The following is an 18,674-nucleotide window of genomic DNA, read 5'->3' on the forward strand; positions in this document are numbered from 1 at the left end:
CTTCGCAGCCCAGCGGGAGCAAGCTCCCTCGCCACAGGAGGGCGGTGCAATTAGTCATCGGCCACCCCCAGGACAATCCGCCCACTCGAACAGGCCGCCGTGTCATTGCGATAAGCGAAGTACAGCTTGCCGCGCTCGCGGTCGAAACGCAGGTGCAGTTGGATTTCATCGCCGGGGCGCATCAGTTGCTGGAACTTCAGCACTTCCATGCCGACGAACCGCGGCGGCAGGTCCATCAGTTGTCGGCCCAGGCTCAAGGCCCAGTCGACCTGCACCACGCCGGGCAGGACCGGTGCGGTGGGAAAGTGGCCGCTGAAATACGCCAGGTCCGGGGGCACTAGCAGTTGCAGGCTCCATTGCCCGTCGGTTTCGACCTGTTCGAGCACTTGCGGGGCTTTGGGGCGCGCAGCCATCAGCAGGGCTTCGACTTCGGCCTGGGGCAGCTTGCCTTGGGCGTTGAGCGGCAACTGCCGCAGCCAGCGCCAGCGCCGAGGCAAGGCGAGGGTTTCGCAGTGTTCGCTCAAGTGACGGCGCAAGGCCTCGGTCACGGCGCGTCGACCCAGGTTGCGCAAGGCGTGCAGGCCGCTTTCGCTCAGCACTAGCAGCGCCCCGAGGGAGGCGCGATTTTCCTGGACCACCCCCAGTCGGGCTTCGCTGACCCAGTCGTGGGCCATCAACGCCTGTTCCAGCATGGGCAGGGAGATGCGTTTTTCTTCAAGCTTGACGATGCGATCCAGCCGTCCGAGCAGTTCGAAGCGTCCATCCCCGGCGATCCGCGCCGCGTCGGCGGTGTGTTCCACATGGCCGGCCGGCAGATAAGGCGAGGCGATCAGCAAGGCACCGTCACTGTCCTGGCTCAGCTTTACGTCGGCGAAGGGCTGCCATAAGCCTGCGCCCTGACGCCAGGCGATGCCGCCGGTTTCCGAACTGCCAAAGATTTCCGTCGGCCATTGCCCCAGCCGCTGGTGCAGGCTTTGGGCGGCCTCGGTCGGCAAGGCACCACCGGAGGAGAATACCCGGCGTACGCAGCTCAATGCTGGCCAGTCGAGGTTATCGCCCATGCGCTTGAGCAAGGCCGGGCTGGCGACCCAGGCAAAAGCCGGGTACTGGCGGCTGGCGCGTTGCAGGTCTTCGGGAAAAGCCAGTTGCCGGCGCACGAATGTGCGCCCGGCACACAGCGGCCACAGCACCCGAAACAGCAGGCCATAGATGTGCTGGGTGGCGACGCTGCCGATCACGCAGGCCGGGCCCAGGTCGGTGCCCCACAATTGTTCCAGGGCCTGGACTTCGTTGCTCAACTGACGCAGATTTTTCTCGATGCGCTTGGGCTCGCCGCTTGACCCGGAGGTGCACAGGCTCAGCCAGCACTGATCGAGGTCCAGTTCAGTGGCCTCAAGGGGGGCTTGTCGCAGGTCGTCGAGACGGATGTCCGTGGGTTGATCGGTCAACCACAGGTCGACGTCCGCCGACCAGCGCTGGCGGGTCTGGGCTTGCAGGTCGGCCGGGAGCAGGACGCTGGCCCCGGCGCGCCAGGCACCGAGCAGGGCCACCGCCAGGTCGGCGGCGTCTTCCAGGTGCACCGCTATGCGCCGTACGCCGCGGGTCTGCAGACCGGCGGCCAGGCCCAGCGCCGCGTCCCGCAGTTGCGAGTGGCTCAGCGCCGGGTCGACGGCCACAGCACGGTCCGGCTGGGCGCTGAGCAACATCTGCTCAAGTGTTATCCAATTCATGGGCGGCCTCTTACCCGTTGTCGTATAAGCCATTCAATGGCAAACAGCAGCCCCATCAATCCGTAGGAAATCAGGCCGGTGTACAACATCCACCAGCTCAGCGGCGCCCAGAGGGTGAGGGCGGCGGCGAGCAAGCCGTTACACAGGAAAAACACACTCCAGACCACCGTGACCTGGCGGGTATACACCACCGCGTTGGCCGGTAGCTGCGGTTCGCGCAGGCGCGCCAGGCGCTCGACCATCGGCGGACCGTATTTCAGGCTCAGGGCGAACAGCCCGAGCATGAAAGCGCTGATCAGCACCGGATACCAGCGCAGCAGGAGCGGGCTGTCGAACAGCGCGAGCAAAACACTGAAGGCAATTGCGGTAACCGCCATCCAGCGGCTGCCGGGCTCGCTTTTACCGAGCAATGCCCGGGCCAGCCACAGGCTACCCAGCAGCAGGCCGAACTGCCATGGGGCGAAATGCTCCATGCCGAAATACACCGCAAAGGGGTACAACAGGCCCACCAGCAGCAGGCCGAGGCCAATCAGCCGGGTCATGCGGCCGGTTGAACCAGTCGATAGACCGCCTCGACCACGTCGTTGACGGTGCGCACCGACTTGAACTCTTCGGCGGCGATCTTCTTGCCGGTCTGGCGCTTGATGTGGTCGATCAGGTCGACCGCGTCGATGCTGTCGATTTCCAGGTCCTGATACAGGTTCGACTCCAGCGTTACGCGCTCAGGGTCCAGCTCGAAAAGCTCGACCAGAGCATCGCGCAGGGTATTGAAAATGTCGTCACGAGTTTGCATGGTCCGGTCTCAGGCTACGCGATTTGCAGTGACGAAGGCCGCAAGGCTTGCCACATTGCTGAAATGGTTGCGGGTGTCCTTGGCGTCGGCATCGATCTTGATCCCGTACTCCCTCTGGATCGCCAGGCCCAGCTCCAGGGCATCCACCGAGTCCAGGCCCAGGCCTTCGCCGAACAGGGTCTGATGGTCGCCGATATCGTCGGTGCTGATGTCCTCCAGGCCGAGGGCGTCGATGATCAGCTGTTTGATGTCATGGTGCAGATCGCTCATCTTCGGCGAGCTCCTTGATGTAATAGTGATGCAGAAAATCGTTGAGCCTGCGCGAAGCCTGCGGCGCAGGGCCGAGCGCGGCGAACGCCTGTGGATCTATATCGGCCCCCACGTGGAAACTGAAGTGCACGCGGCGCTGAGGGATGCGATACCAGGGTTCGGCCTTGGTCAAAGTGGTGGGGCTGACCTTGATGGTCACCGGAGTGAGGATTTTCGCACCTCGCAGCGCGATGGCCGCTGCGCCCCGATGAAAGGCCGGCGGTTGGCCTGGCCGAGTACGGGTGCCTTCGGGGAACACGATCAGGCTCTGGCCGTCCTGCAGGGCGTCGCTGGCGGCATCGAGCATGTCCATGCTGCCGTCGTTGCTGATGTATTGGGTCGAACGCAGCGGGCCGCGGGTGAAGGGGTTTTCCCACAGGCTTTGCTTGACCACGCAGTTGGCGTCGCGCACCAGGCCGATCAGGAACACCACGTCGATCAGCGACGGATGGTTGGCGATGATCATTTGCCCGGGGCGACCGAGTTTCTCCGCGCCGTCGATCTGATAGGTGAGCACGCCGGTGCGGGCCATGAAACGGATAAAGAACCAGAACAGTCGCCCCACAGTGCGGCGGGCTCGCAGGCGGTGGGCCTGGGCGTCGCCGGGCAGCCAGGCCAGCAATGGAAACACCAGCAATCGCAGGCACAGCCCGCCCAGCCCGAACAGGACGAAGCTTGCCGCAGTCGCGATCAGGCGCCAGTAGTAGGCGTCGCGATGTTTACCGTTCACCGGTTGCGTTGCCAGGTCCATACACGATTCTTCCAGGCATGTTGGCAGGTGGATAGGTTGTTCAGCAGCGTACGCAACAAACCCAGGGCATGGGGCCAGTCGCTGGCGGGCCTTTGACCGGCCTGGGTGGACAGGTCCAGTTGCCAATCGTCGCCTGGAGTCAACAGCAAGCCCACTGCATAGGGGAAGGGCACATCGTTGACCCAGGGAGCGTAGACCTGGGGTGGCTGCTCTTCGGTGATCACCAGCAGCACCGCCGCCGCTCCCTCGTTCAGCAGCGCGACGGCTTCCAGGATCCCGTGTTCCAGCCCGTCGCCCGTGGCCGCCAGGGCGGTCATTTCGCTGGTTTCGCCGCGCAGGATCGACCACAGGCCGATCACGGCGTTATGCACCGACAGGCTGAATTGAGTCGGCGATAACGGTTGGTTGGCTGCCAGGTCCTTGAGAATCTCAAAAGTACGCGGGGTTTCGCCGTGACGGGAAATAAAGACCAACGGCAGGTTCGACCGGCCTTCGGCCAGCGGCCAGCCCACGCTGAAGGCCATCCGCGCCAGGCGACTGAGGCGACGGCGCTGCATGGCCGGCAGAAACGAAACGTCAGGGGCGGCATCGCTGGCGGGCAACACGACCGGCTGTCGGCTCCATGCCTGCCAGTCGTCCACGCTTTCGAGCCCAGGGGCCCACGCGCGCCATTGGGCGATGTTGAAATTGATCACAAATACACCCCACCCCTGCGGGCTTTTATTGTCACGGTTCAGTGGTTTGACCCGCGTCCAACCCTGCATGGTCTTGCGACCCAAGTGGCGCGCATTATCCGGGTGCGGTTGGCTTGTAGCAAATGCTGGTTACATTTTGCTCAGCGAAATGTACCGGTTCGTTCGTCCAGGCGCAGACAAGAGCCATTGTCGCGATTATGACGAGTATGTCTGTCGGACGTTTCTGTCACTCTCGCGCCAAGTTGATGCTTGAAGGGTGGAAAAAAACCTCCGGCGTCGTAGTCCGTCCGCAGCGAAGGTAGCGAAGGGGTATCGAGGCCTACTACACTCGGGAATCTTTGATACACGGAGGTTTTGACATGCGGCGCGTGGTATTCAATCAGAAAGGTGGCGTGGGCAAGTCCAGCATCGCCTGCAATCTGGCAGCGGTCAGTGCCAGCGAGGGGTATCGCACGCTGTTGGTGGACCTGGATGCCCAGGCCAATTCGACTCAATACCTGACGGGCCTTACCGGCGACGACATCCCCATGGGTATTGCCGATTTCTTCAAGCAAACCCTGTCGTCCGGGCCCTTCTCGAAAAAGAACAAGGTGGATATCTACGAAACACCGTTCGACAACCTGCACGTCATCACTGCCACCGCCGAGCTGACGGATCTGCAACCCAAGCTTGAGGCGAAACACAAGATCAACAAACTGCGCAAGTTGCTCGAAGAGCTGGGCGAGGATTACGACCGGATCTATCTGGATACCCCGCCCGCCTTGAACTTCTATGCGGTTTCGGCACTGATCGCCGCTGATCGTGTGCTGATTCCCTTCGATTGCGACAGCTTTTCACGTCAGGCGTTGTACGGTCTGTTGGCGGAAATAGAAGAACTCAAGGACGACCACAACGAAGGGCTCGAAGTCGAAGGCATCGTCGTCAATCAGTTCCAGGCGCGGGCCAGCCTGCCGCAGCAGATCCTTGACGAACTCATTGCCGAAGGCTTGCCGGTTTTGCCGGTGTACCTGAGCAGTTCGGTGCGCATGCGTGAATCCCATCAGGCGAGCTTGCCCCTGATCCATCTGGACCCGCGGCACAAGCTGACCCAGCAGTTCATGGAGTTGCATAGCTTGCTGGAAAGCGCCTGATTGACTGGCGTATACAAGTCCACTGTGGGAGCGAGCCTGCTCGCGATTGCGGTGGCACATTCAACATAGAGGTAGCCAGGCAGTCCGCTATCGCGAGCAGGCTCGCTCCCACAGTGCTGAGGTCAAATCCCCTGGCCGCGCAACCAACTCATCAACTGCGGCAACGGCAATGCCCCGCTCTGGCGCGCCACTTCGCGGCCGTCCTTGAACAGGATCAGGCTGGGTATCGAGCGGATCCCCAGCTGTGCCGATAGCTGCTGGTTGGCTTCGCTGTCGAGCTTGGCCAGGCGGCATTTACCCACCAGTTGCATGGCGGCCTGTTCGAACACGGGCGCGAAGGATTTGCATGGCCCGCACCAATCGGCCCACACATCCACCAGTAACGGCAGGTCACCCTTGATCTGGCTGGCGTAGTCGCCTTGCTTGAGTTCGAACGGTTTGCTCAACAGCACCTGGGCCTTGCAGCGCCCGCACTTGGGCTCATCGCCCAGGCGTTCGGCGGGGATGCGGTTGAGCCCGTTGCAGTGGGGGCAGGGGATCAGCATTGGGACAACTCCAGAAAAGATCATTGGTAAAGATTTGACCACCGTGTAGAGCACACCGCAAACACTTGTGGGAGCGAGCCTGCTCGCGATTGCGGCCTGACAGTCAATACGTCATTGACTGTCCTGCCGTCATCGCGAGCGGGCTCGCTCCCACAGGGGTTACGCGTTGCCGGTTACTTCGCGCTGGTCAGCGTGTTGTAGCTGGTCATCAGGTTGCGGTAGTCCGGGATGTGGTTGGAGAACAAGGTCGCCAGCCCTTCCACATCGTTGCGCCAGTCGCGGTGCAGTTCGCAGGCCAGACCGAACCAGGTCATCAATTGCGCGCCCGAGGAGGACATGCGGTCCCAGGCCGATTGACGGGTCAGCTCGTTGAAGGTGCCAGAGGCATCGGTGACCACGAACACCTCGAAACCTTCGGCCAGGGCCGACAGTGCCGGGAAGGCTACACAGACTTCCGTGACGACGCCGGCGATGATCAGTTGCTTCTTGCCGGTGGCTTTGATCGCCTTGACGAAATCTTCGTTGTCCCAGGCGTTGATCTGGCCGGGACGGGCGATGTACGGCGCGTCCGGGAACAGGCTCTTGAGCTCGGGCATCAACGGGCCGTTGGGGCCGGTTTCGAAACTGGTGGTGAGGATGGTCGGCAGCTCGAAGTATTTGGCCAGGTCGGCCAGGGCCAGCACGTTGTTCTTGAAGCGGTCCGGGTCGATGTCACGCACCAGCGACAGCAGGCCAGCCTGGTGGTCCACCAGCAGAACGGCGGCGTTATCTTTGTCGAGACGCTTGTAGGAAGTGGTCATGGCGTTAGTCCTCTAAGTTTTGGCTGCCGAACGGTTCGGCGTGGTTAAAGTTTTCAGTGTTGGTGTGTTGCTAAGCGATGGACATAGATTAAAACTGGCACCTTTGATGCGCTAGACTGCAAAAATCAGCCTTAGCGTTCTATTTGGAGAACGATCATCGAAGACCTCAACACGCTTTACTACTTCACCCAAGTGGTCGAGCACGGCGGTTTCGCCGCCGCCGGCCGAGCGCTGGACATGCCCAAATCGAAGCTCAGCCGGCGCATTGCCCAACTGGAAGAACGCCTTGGGGTGCGGTTGATCCATCGCTCCAGTCGTCATTGCTCGTTGACGGAGATCGGCCAGGCCTACTACCAGCGCTGCCTGGCGATGCGGGTCGAGGCCGAGAGCGCGGCCGAAGTGATCGAGCGCAACCGCTCCGAGCCCCAGGGCCTGGTGCGTATCAGTTGCCCGACAGCGTTGCTCAACAGCTGGGTCGGGCCGATGCTGACCCGCTACATGCTCAAGTACCCACGGGTGGAGTTGTTCATTGAGAGCACCAACCGCCGGGTCGACCTGATCCATGAGGGGTTCGATATCGCGTTGCGGGTACGCTTTCCGCCGCTGGAAAACACCGACATGGTCATGAAAGTACTGGGCAACAGCACCCAGTGCCTGGTAGGCAGCCCGGCCTACCGCGAGCGCCTGTCCTCACCCGCTTCACCGGCGGACCTGCACGGTTTGCCGAGCGTGCACTGGGGGGCGGCGCAGCGTGAATACCAGTGGGAATTGTTCGGCCCGGACGGCGCCAGCGCGTTGATTCGCCATGAACCACGCATGGTCACCGATGACCTGCTGGCCCTGCGTCACGCGGTACTGGCGGGTATCGGCATCGCTCACCTGCCCGCCGTGGTGGTGCGCGAAGACCTGGCTGCTGGCCGGCTGGTGGAATTGGTGCCGGGCTGGACGCCCAAGTGCGGGATCGTCCATGCGATCTTCGCCTCCCGGCGCGGGTTGCTGCCGTCGGTGCGCACGCTGATTGATTTTCTGGCCGAAGAATTCAGCCAGAGTGATATGGCGTAGGGCGCAGGCAGCATTACCACCGGATTTCCCTTGTGGGAGCGGACTCACGATCCAGGCATTTTCCCAGGACATTTATCAAGACTGCCATTCATCAGGTGCGCCGCACTGAAAACGCCCCAGGCCCTCAAAAAACACACAGCACCTGTTCGCAACCCAGGAGGCCCCATGAGCAATCCTCAAGACCCAACTATCCCCCAGGCACCCACCAACCCTAACGACGACGGCTTCGTACTCGGCACCGCCGGCCGCGACGAAGACCCGAACGCCGCCCCGTCCTACGCCATCGACCGTCGCCACGAACGGGATGAACTGACTCCCGAAGACGCCCGCGGCATGCCCGGCTACCCCGAGAAAAAACCGCCGGCCAAACCGGCTGGTGAAGCAGAGAGTGGCGAGGCAGAACCGGGCATCGAGACGCCTGAGCAGGGCAACGATAAGGTGGGGTGAGCAGGGCTCACATCCGCTCACATTTTTTGCCGAAGTCTTGAGGCCTTGAGTGACTAGGCTAAAAAAACACTTCGGCAACCTTCTGTCTATTTGGCTCTATCGCAATTTGCGATGCGTCCGATCTGTGTTTAACTCCTCCATAGCAAAATGCGATAAGGACATTGCATGCATGTGATCACTGAGAAGCGCATCTGGGAGGCCAAGGAAAAATGGCCGCGCTGCGCCAATTCGCTGGATCAATGGTATCGGCTTATCAAACGCAACAGCCCGGCTGACTTCGCTGCGATGAAATCCATTTTTCCCGCAACCGACAAGGTCGGTCCGCTACATGTGTTCGATATTGGTGGCAATAAATTGCGACTGGTTGCCGTGGTTCGCTATCGGCCTCAGCGCTTGTACATCAAATGCGTGCTGGATCATCAGGAATACGACAGAGGCAAGTGGAAGGAGGAAAAGGGATGAGTGCACTAATCGAACAAGTCGCCGCCCATTGGGAGTTTGTGTCGCCCCTGCTGCGCAAACCCAGGAACGAGGAGGACTACGACCGGTTGGTCGCAGCTCTCGATGAATTGCTGGAATTGATTGGTGAAGACGAAGCCCATCCCCTTATGAGCCTGGTGGACATCATCGGCGAATGGATCGAGGCCTGGGATCACCAACATCGGCCAATGCCCAAGGCCAGCGGCGTCGAGACACTTCGCTACCTGATGCGCGAGCATGGGATGAGCCAGAGCGACTTGCCGGGCGTCGGCACCCAGTCGGTGGTATCGGAGGTGTTAAGCGGCAAGCGCCAGCTCAATTTGAGGCAAATCCGCTGGCTGGCGGGGCGCTTCGGCGTGTCGGTTGAAACCTTTATTTGACGTTTCCCTGTGGGAGCAAAGCTTGCTCGCGATACAGGCTCCTCGGTTTATGGGGAAGACCGAGTTGCTTTCATCGCGGGCAAGCCTTGCTCCCACATGCCTTGCCCTCGCAAGACTGAAGGTTTTACGACGAACAACTGATCTCCAGATGTTTGCCCCACTCCGGCGGGCGTTGCGCGTAGCTGTCCATGCCCGGCTGTTCTTCGAACGGCCTGCTCAGGACGGTGTGCAGGCGGCGGACTTCTTCGTAGTCGCCTGCTTCGGCGGCGTCGATGGCTTTCTGCGCCAGGTAGTTGCGCAGCACATACAGTGGGTTCACCGCGTGCATGCGGACGCGACGCAGGTCTTGATCGACAGGGCCTTCGCGGCTGACGCGGGCAACGTATAGCTCGCCCCAGGCGTCGAAGCCCTTGAGGTCGACGAAGTCATCACGCAGGGCGGCGACGGCCTGTTCGGGGGACTGATCGCCTAGCCGGCGGAAGAACAGGCTGTAGTCGACGCCGCTGTTTTGCATCAATTGCAGCAGGCGCTCCACCAGGTTCTGGTCATCCTCCTCGGCGCTGGTCAGGCCCAGGCGGCGGCGCATCAGGTCCAGGTAGTGGGCCTGGTACAGCGGCAAATACAAACCGAGTGTTTCACGCAGGGCCTCGACGCTGATGAACGGCGTCAGGGCCTGGGCCAGTGCGCTGAGGTTCCATTGGCCGATTGGCACCTGGTTGCTAAACGAGTAGCGGCCCTGGTCGTCGGAGTGGTTGCAGATGAAGTTGGCGTCGAAGTCGTCGAGGAAGGCGAACGGCCCGAAATCGAAGGTGATGCCCAGGATCGACATGTTGTCGGTGTTCATCACACCGTGGCAGAAGCCGTAGGCTTGCCATTTGGCGATCAATTCGGCGTTGCGCTCGACGATTTCGCGGAACATCGCCAGGTACGGCTCCGGTTGTTCGCGGCACTCGGCAAAGTGCATGTTCAGCACATGCTCCGCGAGGGTGGCATGCAACTCGGGCTTTTTGGTGTAGTAGAAGTATTCGAAATGCCCGAAGCGCACATGGCTCGGCGCCATACGCAACACCATGGCGGCGCGCTCCTGCTTTTCGCGCCATACCGGGGTGTCGGAACCGATCACGCATAAGGCGCGTGTAGTCGGTATGCCCAGGGCGTGCAGCGCTTCGGACGCCAGGAACTCGCGGATCGAGGAGCGCAATACCGCCCGTCCATCGCCCATGCGTGAGAACGGTGTCTGGCCGGCGCCCTTGAGGTGCAGGTCCCAGTGGTCCCCGGCCTCGTTGTATACCTCCCCCAGTAGCAACCCGCGGCCGTCCCCCAGTTGTGGGTTGTAATGGCCGAACTGGTGGCCCGAATACACCATCGCCCGGGGCTCGGTTTCAGCCCACAGCTTGTGTCCGCCGAACAGCTCGGCGAACAGCGGTGCCTGGGCTTCGACTGGGTCCAGGTCCAGCAATGCCATGGCTTGGTCGCTGGCAACGACCAGCCGGGGATTGTCGATGGGCTCGGGTAGCACGTGGGCCGAGAAACCGTCGCCAAGACGGGCGAAGCGGTTATCGAAGGTCAATGTTTCCAGGGTTTTCATGGCCGTCTCCGGCGCGATGCCCGCAGGCTTCGCGCGATCAGTCGAGGGTGGCTGCCGGCGGCTCTGGCAAGGACTTGGGCCCTGGCGTGAGGGGAGGCTCAGGCGTCGCGGTTTTGTCTCCAGGCAAGACAGGTGTCAGCTTGTATTCGAGGCCTTGAAGATTTTTCAAGGAAACTTCTACCTGCCGGAACGCAATGCTGATGTTCTGCTTCTTGAATTCGCGACTGATGAACCGGTTGATCTCGTCCAGCACAGGATTGCGGTCACCCAGGTCGCGCACATGCATGCGCAGCTCATGGTCCAGGGTACTCTCCCCGAAGTTGAGGAAGTACACGAGTGGTTCTGGTTCTTTCAGCACGCGAGGGTTCTCGCGGGCAGCCTTGAGCAGCAGTTCCTTGACCAGATCAAGGTCTGATCCGTAGTCGACACCCAGTTTGAGGGTTACTCGGGTGACGGTGTCGGTCAGCGACCAGTTGATCAACTGTCCGGTGATGAACGTTTTGTTCGGAACGATGATGTCTTTACGGTCGAAGTCGGTGATGGTGGTGGCACGGATACGGATCTTGCTGACCGTGCCCGACAGGTTGCCAATGGTGATGGTGTCGCCGATCCGCACCGGACGTTCGAACAGGATCATGATCCCGGAGATGAAGTTGGCGAAGATTTCCTGCATGCCGAAGCCCAGGCCGACTGAGAGCGCGGCCACCAGCCATTGCAGCTTGTCCCAGCTCACGCCCAGGGTGGACAGTGTGGTGACGAAGCCGATACCGGCGATCACATAGGACAGCAGCGTGGTGGCGGCATAGGCGCTGCCCTGGGCCAGGTTGAGCTTGGACAGGACGAACACTTCCAAAAGTCCCGGCAGGTTACGTGCCAGGGCGAAGGTGATGCCGATGATGATCAGGGCGCCGAGCATGTCACCGATGCTGATGGGCACCATGCTCATGGCGGCGCCGGTACCGCTGGTGTACTCGTAGAGGGTGATGTTGTCCAGGTAGGAGAACACGCTGATCAGGTCCGACCAGACCCAGTACAGCGCGGCGATGAAACCGCCCAGCAGCGCCAGGCGGATCAGGCGCAGGGACTGTTCGTTGACCTTTTCGATGTCCAGGGTCGGCTCCTCGACCACTGCTTCGCCATCACCGGCTTCCTTGGTCGCCTGACGCTTGGCCAGGGCGCGCTGGTAGGCCAGGCGCCGCGCCGCGACGGACAGGCCGCGCACGAAGGTGGCCTCGATCACCAGCCAGAACATCAGCAGGTACAGGGTATTGATCAGTCGGTCGCTGAGTTTCAGGGCGGTGTAGTAGTAGCCGAAGCACACGGCTACGAACAAGGCGATGGGCAGCGCGGTGAACATCACCCCGACGGCCTTGCGGAACAGCGAGGTGTTCTGGTGGGTCGGGCTGCTGAGCAACAGGCGGCTGAGCAACCAGGCCATCAGGGCGTAGCAGGTCAGCACCACCGGCATGCCCAATACATCGTCGGCCAGGGCCGAGGGTTGCAATTCGGCCACGGCCACCACCGCGACCAGCGCCAGTACCACCAGCCCGAGCCGGCGGATCCAGCCCTGGAGGAATTCGACCTGGGGTTTTTCCCAGCGGAAATGCAACTCGGCCACGCCACCGGGCGCCAGCACCCTATAGGCGGTATAGAACACCAGCCAGGCCTGGCCGATCTGCAGCAGCGCCGCGCCGAGGTTGGCGTTCTGGCCCCGGGCGTCGATCTGCAGGGCGTAGCCGCACAGGGCCAGCGCCAGGGCTACCGGCATCGCCAGCAGGATATTGATCAGAATCGCCTGGGGGGTGTGCCACTGACTGTCACGCTTGAAGTGGCCGACGTCCTGGTGAACCTTGTTCAGTCGGGCATACAGATTCTTGCGCCGCCACAGCAGTGCACCGATGAGCAGCGCCAGGGGCAGGAACAGCAGCGGCCGCTGGGTCAGGCCGTCCGCCAGCTCACTGAGACTCGAGGCCCAGGGTAGCGAGTCGACCTGTTTTTCCAGACGCGCCGGCACGCCACGCATCCATTCGAAATCCAGCGGCTTGTTGCTGGGAATCCAGAACATTTGCTCTTCCAGGGTCGCCCGCAAGTTTTGGGCGGTACTGAGCAGTTGCTTCTGGTTGAGCTGCAAGGTGATGGATTCGTTAAGCACCGCGCTCAACTCGCGGTTCAGCCTTTCCAGCAGGTCGACCCGGGTCAGGGCCAGTTCCAGCAGGGTCTTGCGCAGTTGCGGCGTGACTTGCTCGGCAGGCTGCGAGGCCAGCAGATTGTCGACATAGGCGCTTGGGTTGTTCAGCAGTTCGCGTTGTTGACTGACTTCGAACTGGTACAGGCGGATGTCGGCAATCTGGTCCGCCAGATTCTTGTCCAGTTCCAGGCGCGGCAGGGTTTGGCGCTGTTTGTAGAGAATCTTGGACAGCAGCAGGCTGCCCTTGAGTACGCTGATCTGCTCGTCCAGGGCCGCGTCGGTCTGGGTAACGCTGTCCAGCAGTTGCTTGGTCTGCAGGTTCTGCTGGGTGACCTCATTGAGGCGGTCGGTGCTTTTGAGCAGATAGTCGGAAAGTTTCAGGTTGGCCGTGCTTTCGGTCGCCAGCAGGCTGCTGCCGCCGGCCTTCTGGGCTTCGATGGATTGCTGGGTCACCGTTTCCTGGGACTGGGCCAGTCGCTTCTGGTTGATCAGCGTCTGCAGGTCCTGGATTTCCTGCTCCATGCGGTCGATCTTTTCCGTCAGCAAGTCGTGCTGACTGTTGCCCAGGTCTTGCAACTGGCTGTTGCCGGCCAGTTCCTGGCGCCGCAGCGGAATCAGGGCATTGAGTGCGGCCAGTTCGGCGTTGAGCTGGTCGCGCTGTTCGCCGTTCAGGGTTTTACCGGCATCCTTGCCCGTCTTGAGGATGGTGTTGATCTGCTGGATGCGGGTCTGGCTGCTGGCGATTTCGGCCTGGGCGCGCTCGGGGCGGGTCTGGGCGGTGATGATCAGGCTGTTGGCATCGGCCAGGGCTTTTTGCAGGTCACTCTGCTGGGTGGAACGGTCCGTCAGCATCTGTTCGAGCTGGGGCACCGGCAGGTTGGCGTAACGCTGTGCCACCGGCACCACGGGGGTGCTCTTGAGCCGGGCCAGCTCGCGCTGGTTTTCAATGTTTTGCTTGGGGGCACTGGCCAGCTGCTGTTTGAGATCGACCAGCTTCTGCTCGTATTCGGCCTTGCTGGTGAGCTGTGCCAGGGTCTTTTGCAGGGTCTCCTGCAAGGCCTTCTGCTCGGCTTCCGGCAGTTTGCGGTCAGCGATTTTGTCCAGGCTGGCCTGGACCGAAGCGCTGGTGAGCGGTTCGGCGGCTTGCAGTGGGCAGACGGAAAGACTCAGGCCCAGCAGGGCAATGGTTAAAAAGGAGCGCAGGGTAGGCATAGAGACCGGTCGAGCAAGTGAAAGTGGGAGCAGTTTAGAGGAACAAGCCGGGACCCGGGCGACTTCCTTCGGGGAATCTGACGCCCACTTTGCCGATCTTGTTCCCGTCCATGACCGCAACGGTCCAAAGGGTGTTGTTCCAATCCACCTGGTCACCGACTACTGGCGCGCCACCGACTTTCTGGGCGATGAAACGGCCCAGGGACATGTCCGGGTCGATGCCGTCCAGCTTCAGCCCGTACAGGGCCGCAACCGCGGCCAGCTGGGCGTCTCCTTCGAGTACGAAATCGCCGAAGAAGCGCAGATCCAAGCCCCTTTGCGGTGCCTGGCTGAACAGTTTTCCAAGGGCCGGCAAATCGTGTTCATGGCCGATCACACACAGCAAATCACCGACTTCCAGCACCGTACTACCCGACGGATGGAGCAGTTGCTGGCCACGAAACAGGGCTGCGATCCGTGTACCGTCGGGCATTTTCAGATCCCGCAGGGGCGAGCCGATGCACCATTTCTCCGCGCCGAGGCGATAGATGAACAGTTCCCACTCGCTGGTGACGTGGACCTCCAGCGCTGCCCGGGAGATCGGCAGGGGTTCTGGCGGGACGGTAACGTGCAACAGTTTGGCGACCCACGGCAGACTCGTACCCTGCACCAGCAACGACACCAGCACGATAAAGAACGCCAGGTTGAAGTAGAGCTGGGCGTTGGGCAGGCCGGCCATCAACGGGAACACTGCCAGGATGATTGGCACCGCGCCGCGTAGGCCGACCCAGGAAATGAACACTTTCTCGCGGCCATGGAAAGCCTTGAACGGCAACAGCCCCACCATCACCGACAGCGGACGTGCGATCAGGATCATCCACAAGGCCAGGCCCAGGGCCGGCAGGGCGATCGGCAACAGGTCATGGGGCGTGACCAGCAGCCCCAGCACCAGGAACATGCCGATCTGCGCCAGCCAGGCCATGCCATCGAGCATGTGCAGGATGCCATGACGGCTGCGCACCGGGCGGTTGCCGATCACCAGGCCGCACAGGTAAACCGCGAGGAAGCCGCTGCCGTGCAGGGCATTGGTCAGAGCGAACACCGCCAGGCCGCCGCTGATGACGAGGATCGGGTAGAGCCCGTTGGCCAGGTTGATGCGGTTGACCAGTTGCAGCATCAGCCAGCCACCACCCAGGCCGATCACCCCGCCGATGCCGAATTCACGCAACAAGTGCCCCAGCAGGTTCCAATGCAGACCGGTTTCACCGCTGGCGAGCATGCCGATCAGGGTTACGGTCAGGAACACTGCCATGGGGTCGTTGCTACCGGACTCGATCTCCAGCGTCGCGCTGACCCGCTCGTTCAGGCCCTTGCCGCCCAACAGCGAAAACACCGCCGCGGCATCGGTCGAGCCGACGATGGCGCCAATCAGCAGACCTTGCATCAGGTTCAGATTGAACAGCCACGCCGCCGCCAGGCCGGTCAGCCCGGTGGTGATCAGGACGCCAACGGTGGCCAGCGACAATGCTGGCCACAACGCCACGCGAAAGCTCGACACCCGCGTGCGCAGGCCACCGTCCAGCAGAATGACCGCCAGCGCGAGGTTGCCGACCAGATAGGCTGTGGCGTAGTTATCGAACAGAATCCCGGCGCCGTCGACACCGGCAACCATGCCCACGGCCAGGATGATCACCAGGATCGGGATGCCCAGGCGGGACGAAAGAGAACTGACCAGAATGCTCGCACCTACCAGCAACGCGCCGATCAAGAACAGGCTGTTGATGGTCGTCGCAGTCAAAGGCAGTACTCCGAGCAAGCGTGGGGGGCGGGCGCAAACTGACCATGCAGTCTGCGTGCCAGCGATTCTAACCTGTTGAAATGTGATGCTGTCAAAAAAGGTTGGCGGATTGTGGGGTACAAGCGCGGCAGCAATACCGTGGCGAGGGAGCTTGCTCCCGTTCGGCTGCGAAGCAGTCGTCGCTTTTGAGGTTATGGGGCCGCTTCGCAGCCCAGCGGGAGCAAGCTCCCTCGCCACAAAAGCTGGAGGGTTGATCGCGCACGGTCTGTGGACGATCAACCGTTACGCGGGTTAAAGGCTGAACCGCCCAACCATGCTGTTCAAGTCCACGGCCAGGCGCGACAGTTCGGCACTGGCGGCGCTGGTCTGGTTGGCGCCAGTGGCCGATTGCACCGAAAGGTCGCGGATGTTCACCAGGTTGCGGTCCACTTCACGGGCCACTTGGGCCTGTTCCTCGGCGGCGCTGGCGATCACCAGGTTGCGTTCGTTGATTTCGACGATGGCGGTGTTGATGGTGTCCAGGGACAGGCCGGCACCACGGGCGATGTTCAGCGTCGACTCAGCACGCTCGGTGCTGTTGCGCATCGAATCCACGGCGTGTTCGGTGCCGCTCTGGATGCTGCCGATCATGCGTTCGATCTCGCTGGTCGACTGCTGGGTGCGATGGGCCAGGGCGCGCACTTCGTCGGCCACCACGGCGAAACCACGACCGGCCTCACCGGCGCGGGCCGCTTCGATGGCGGCGTTCAAGGCCAGCAGGTTGGTCTGGTCAGCCAGGCCGCGAATCACGTCCAGCACTTTGCCGATGTCGCGGGACTCATTGGCCAGGTCGCCGATCAACGTGGCGGTGCTTTGTACATCGGCGCTCATGCGTTCGATGGCGCTGACGGTTTCCTGTACCAGGTCGCGACCGTCACCGGCAGAGGCGGTGGCGTCTTTCGAGGCTTCGGAGGTGCTGACCGCGTTGCGCGCCACTTCTTCGACGGCGCTGGTCATCTCGTTGACTGCGGTGGCGGCCTGTTCGATTTCATTGTTCTGCTGGGTCAGGCCGCGGGCGCTTTCGTCGGTGACGCTGTTGAGCTCTTCGGCGGCGGAAGCCAGTTGGGTGGCCGAGCCGGAGATCCGTTGCAGGGTGTCGCGCAGTTTGTCCTGCATGGTCGACATCGCCCGCAGCAGGCGACCGGCTTCATCGTTGCCATCCACGGTAATCGGTCGGGTCAGGTTGCCCTTGGCGATTTCTTCGGCGGCGTCCAGGGCGCTGCCGATCGGACGGGTAATGCTGTTGGTCAGCAGCCAGGCAAACAGCAGGGTCAGGCCGGTGGCGATAACCAGCAGCGTGACTACCCAATTGAAGGCCGTTGAATATTGTTGGGTCGCACCCTGATTGAGGGCCTCGGCTTGCTGGTTGTTGATGTCCACCAAGCGGGCGATCGCCGCGTTGATGGCGTCTGAGTTGCTCAGCAGTTCAGTGTTGAGCAATGCACGCAGTTCATCGAGCTGATTGTTGCGCGACAACGTTTTCATCCGCTCTTCGAGCTGGCGGTATTGGCCCAGCAATTGAACGTACTGATCGTAGGCGGCCCGTTCTTGCGGGGAGCTGATGAGTTTTTCGTAGGCGCTTTGAGCCGTCTGGATCTGCTGGTTGCGTTGCTCGAACAAGCTGAAGGTTTTCTGCTGGATGTCCGGTTCGCGGTTGACCAGCAAGCGATAGGACAGCACGCGCAGACGCAGGGTCAGCGAGGTGAATTCATCCAGGGCCTTGATGCTGGGCACGCTGTTCTGGACGAGGCTTTCGCCGGATGCACGGATTTTGCTCATCTGGCTCAGGGCGAACACCCCGAGGGCCAGCATCAGGGCGCCGATCAGGGCAAACCCCAGGAACGCCCGCGGCGCGATATTCATATTACGTAGGGACATGGAAAGTACCGGAAGGGGGCGCGTCCGTGCGGGGGGGGTGACAGGTGTTCCCTGACTTATCGGTCATACGACTAAAGTCTTGAGTCGCTGCGTGCTTTTGTCGCAGGGCAGCGCCTGCTGCGCGACGAAGGGCGGGAACCAGATCTTCCATTCACAGTCTTTACAGCTCGCCAGCGAAGCACCGCCGCCCCAAGTCGTGGCATTGACGGTGACTTTTCTTTATCGTACGCGCCCCCTTGAAAAAGCCTGGAAATCAATATGTTGGAAACATCCCTCAGCCAACTGGAACAACTGGTCAATGATCTGGTGCAACAGAACCGTCAACTGGCCGGCCTGAATGAGACCCTGAACGCGGAACTGGCCAAGGCCAAGGATGAAAATGAAAGCTTGCAACTGAACCTGATGGAACAGGAAGAGCTGCACGGCACCACCGCCGCGCGCATCCAGGCCCTGATCGAGCGCGCCAGCGCCGGTCCTGTCAGCGCATGAAGCATGGCGCCGACGGGGTGACAGTCGTCTCGATCCTGGGAGAGGACTATTCAATCAAGGCGCCGGCCGGGCAGGAACAGGCCCTGCTGGACGCCGCTTCGATGCTCAAGGCCGCTCTGGCCGACACCAAAAGGAAATACCCGACGCTGATCGGTGATCGTCTGCTGGTATTGGCGGCCATGAACCTGTGCTCGCAGCAGGTGGAAATGCAGAAGCAACATCAAGCGGAACTCGACCGTTACCAAGAGCAAGTCAGCGCCACGGTCGAGGTCATTTCCAAGACGATTCAGCAGGCTTGAAGTCGCAACTTGGCTTACAAAGCGTCGTTGTCTGTACTTAAGTCATCGCGAGCAGGCTCGCTCCCACATGGGGCTGAGTGAA

At 61.6% G+C, this 18,674-nt stretch carries 19 protein-coding genes; 7 read left to right on the forward strand and 12 right to left on the reverse strand.

All coding sequences use genetic code 11. From position 1 onward, the window contains the following. Positions 1-50: 50 nt before the first annotated feature. From GKKCFE_RS00760 to GKKCFE_RS00785, 6 genes are read right to left on the reverse strand one after another with little or no spacing between them, the layout of a single operon-like run. On the reverse strand, positions 51-1,730 hold the full coding sequence (locus GKKCFE_RS00760; RefSeq protein WP_445577376.1) for an AMP-binding protein: 1,680 nt from the start codon (positions 1,728-1,730) through the stop codon (positions 51-53). Then, positions 1,727-2,272 carry a COG4648 family protein gene (locus GKKCFE_RS00765; RefSeq protein ID WP_281459612.1) on the reverse strand — a complete coding sequence of 182 codons (546 nt, stop codon included), beginning with the start codon at positions 2,270-2,272 and terminating at the stop codon, positions 1,727-1,729. The genes GKKCFE_RS00760 and GKKCFE_RS00765 overlap by 4 nt, the downstream gene beginning before the upstream one ends. Continuing rightward, positions 2,269-2,523, reverse strand: a complete 255-nt coding sequence (locus tag GKKCFE_RS00770; RefSeq protein ID WP_030140951.1) for an acyl carrier protein — start codon at positions 2,521-2,523, stop codon at positions 2,269-2,271. The genes GKKCFE_RS00765 and GKKCFE_RS00770 overlap by 4 nt, the downstream gene beginning before the upstream one ends. A 9-nt stretch (positions 2,524-2,532) precedes the next feature. After that, positions 2,533-2,793 (reverse strand): phosphopantetheine-binding protein, encoded by a 261-nt coding sequence (locus tag GKKCFE_RS00775; protein ID WP_047225937.1) that lies wholly within the window; start codon positions 2,791-2,793, stop codon positions 2,533-2,535. Continuing rightward, positions 2,774-3,583, reverse strand: coding sequence for a lysophospholipid acyltransferase family protein (locus GKKCFE_RS00780; RefSeq protein ID WP_047225936.1), 810 nt, complete (start codon positions 3,581-3,583; stop codon positions 2,774-2,776). Before GKKCFE_RS00780 ends, GKKCFE_RS00775 begins: the two co-directional genes overlap by 20 nt. Beyond that, positions 3,559-4,278 (reverse strand): beta-ketoacyl synthase chain length factor, encoded by a 720-nt coding sequence (locus GKKCFE_RS00785; RefSeq protein WP_076386490.1) that lies wholly within the window; start codon positions 4,276-4,278, stop codon positions 3,559-3,561. The genes GKKCFE_RS00780 and GKKCFE_RS00785 overlap by 25 nt, the downstream gene beginning before the upstream one ends. A gap of 359 nt (positions 4,279-4,637) precedes the next feature. Here GKKCFE_RS00785 and GKKCFE_RS00790 point away from each other — a divergent pair, with 359 nt between their 5' ends. Next, on the forward strand, positions 4,638-5,408 hold the full coding sequence (locus tag GKKCFE_RS00790; protein ID WP_047225935.1) for a ParA family protein: 771 nt from the start codon (positions 4,638-4,640) through the stop codon (positions 5,406-5,408). A gap of 122 nt (positions 5,409-5,530) precedes the next feature. On the opposite strand, the gene trxC is transcribed toward GKKCFE_RS00790, so the two are convergent. Both trxC and ycaC read right to left on the reverse strand, forming a co-directional pair. After that, positions 5,531-5,953, reverse strand: coding sequence for a thioredoxin TrxC (gene trxC / locus GKKCFE_RS00795; RefSeq protein ID WP_173407460.1), 423 nt, complete (start codon positions 5,951-5,953; stop codon positions 5,531-5,533). 173 nt (positions 5,954-6,126) lie between these two features. Then, the gene (ycaC, locus tag GKKCFE_RS00800) at positions 6,127-6,753 is read right to left on the reverse strand and encodes an isochorismate family cysteine hydrolase YcaC (protein WP_047225933.1); all 627 of its coding nucleotides are present in this window, start codon (positions 6,751-6,753) and stop codon (positions 6,127-6,129) included. 156 nt (positions 6,754-6,909) lie between these two features. Here ycaC and GKKCFE_RS00805 point away from each other — a divergent pair, with 156 nt between their 5' ends. From GKKCFE_RS00805 to GKKCFE_RS00820, 4 genes are all read left to right on the forward strand, one after another. Then, positions 6,910-7,815, forward strand: coding sequence for a LysR family transcriptional regulator (locus GKKCFE_RS00805; protein WP_188252209.1), 906 nt, complete (start codon positions 6,910-6,912; stop codon positions 7,813-7,815). Positions 7,816-7,980: 165 nt separating this feature from the next. Next, positions 7,981-8,262 carry a hypothetical protein gene (locus tag GKKCFE_RS00810; RefSeq protein ID WP_047225931.1) on the forward strand — a complete coding sequence of 94 codons (282 nt, stop codon included), beginning with the start codon at positions 7,981-7,983 and terminating at the stop codon, positions 8,260-8,262. Between the two features lie 165 nt (positions 8,263-8,427). After that, positions 8,428-8,724, forward strand: a complete 297-nt coding sequence (locus GKKCFE_RS00815; protein WP_076382959.1) for a type II toxin-antitoxin system HigB family toxin — start codon at positions 8,428-8,430, stop codon at positions 8,722-8,724. Further along, the gene (locus GKKCFE_RS00820; RefSeq protein WP_076382957.1) at positions 8,721-9,122 is read left to right on the forward strand and encodes a helix-turn-helix domain-containing protein; all 402 of its coding nucleotides are present in this window, start codon (positions 8,721-8,723) and stop codon (positions 9,120-9,122) included. Before GKKCFE_RS00815 ends, GKKCFE_RS00820 begins: the two co-directional genes overlap by 4 nt. Before the next feature lie 124 nt (positions 9,123-9,246). On the opposite strand, the gene selO is transcribed toward GKKCFE_RS00820, so the two are convergent. The 4 genes from selO to GKKCFE_RS00840 all read right to left on the reverse strand — a co-directional run bounded on the left by selO (position 9,247) and on the right by GKKCFE_RS00840 (position 17,804). Beyond that, the gene (gene selO / locus GKKCFE_RS00825; protein WP_107321425.1) at positions 9,247-10,710 is read right to left on the reverse strand and encodes a protein adenylyltransferase SelO; all 1,464 of its coding nucleotides are present in this window, start codon (positions 10,708-10,710) and stop codon (positions 9,247-9,249) included. Positions 10,711-10,747: 37 nt separating this feature from the next. Further along, positions 10,748-14,110 carry a mechanosensitive channel MscK gene (gene mscK / locus GKKCFE_RS00830; protein ID WP_339491401.1) on the reverse strand — a complete coding sequence of 1,121 codons (3,363 nt, stop codon included), beginning with the start codon at positions 14,108-14,110 and terminating at the stop codon, positions 10,748-10,750. A 34-nt stretch (positions 14,111-14,144) separates the two neighbouring features. After that, a complete protein-coding gene (locus tag GKKCFE_RS00835) occupies positions 14,145-15,887 on the reverse strand; it encodes a potassium/proton antiporter (protein WP_047225926.1) in 1,743 nt (580 codons plus the stop codon). A gap of 291 nt (positions 15,888-16,178) precedes the next feature. Beyond that, positions 16,179-17,804: a methyl-accepting chemotaxis protein gene (locus GKKCFE_RS00840; protein WP_445577377.1), complete on the reverse strand. Its 1,626-nt coding sequence runs from the start codon at positions 17,802-17,804 to the stop codon at positions 16,179-16,181. A 258-nt stretch (positions 17,805-18,062) separates the two neighbouring features. Between GKKCFE_RS00840 and GKKCFE_RS00845 the strand changes: the two genes are divergently transcribed. Next, positions 18,063-18,293 carry a hypothetical protein gene (locus GKKCFE_RS00845; protein ID WP_139048609.1) on the forward strand — a complete coding sequence of 77 codons (231 nt, stop codon included), beginning with the start codon at positions 18,063-18,065 and terminating at the stop codon, positions 18,291-18,293. After that, positions 18,290-18,592, forward strand: a complete 303-nt coding sequence (locus tag GKKCFE_RS00850) for a cell division protein ZapA (protein ID WP_445577378.1) — start codon at positions 18,290-18,292, stop codon at positions 18,590-18,592. Before GKKCFE_RS00845 ends, GKKCFE_RS00850 begins: the two co-directional genes overlap by 4 nt. Positions 18,593-18,674: the final 82 nt, after the last annotated feature.

The sequence above is a fragment of the Pseudomonas sp. E141 genome, assembly GCF_052659885.1.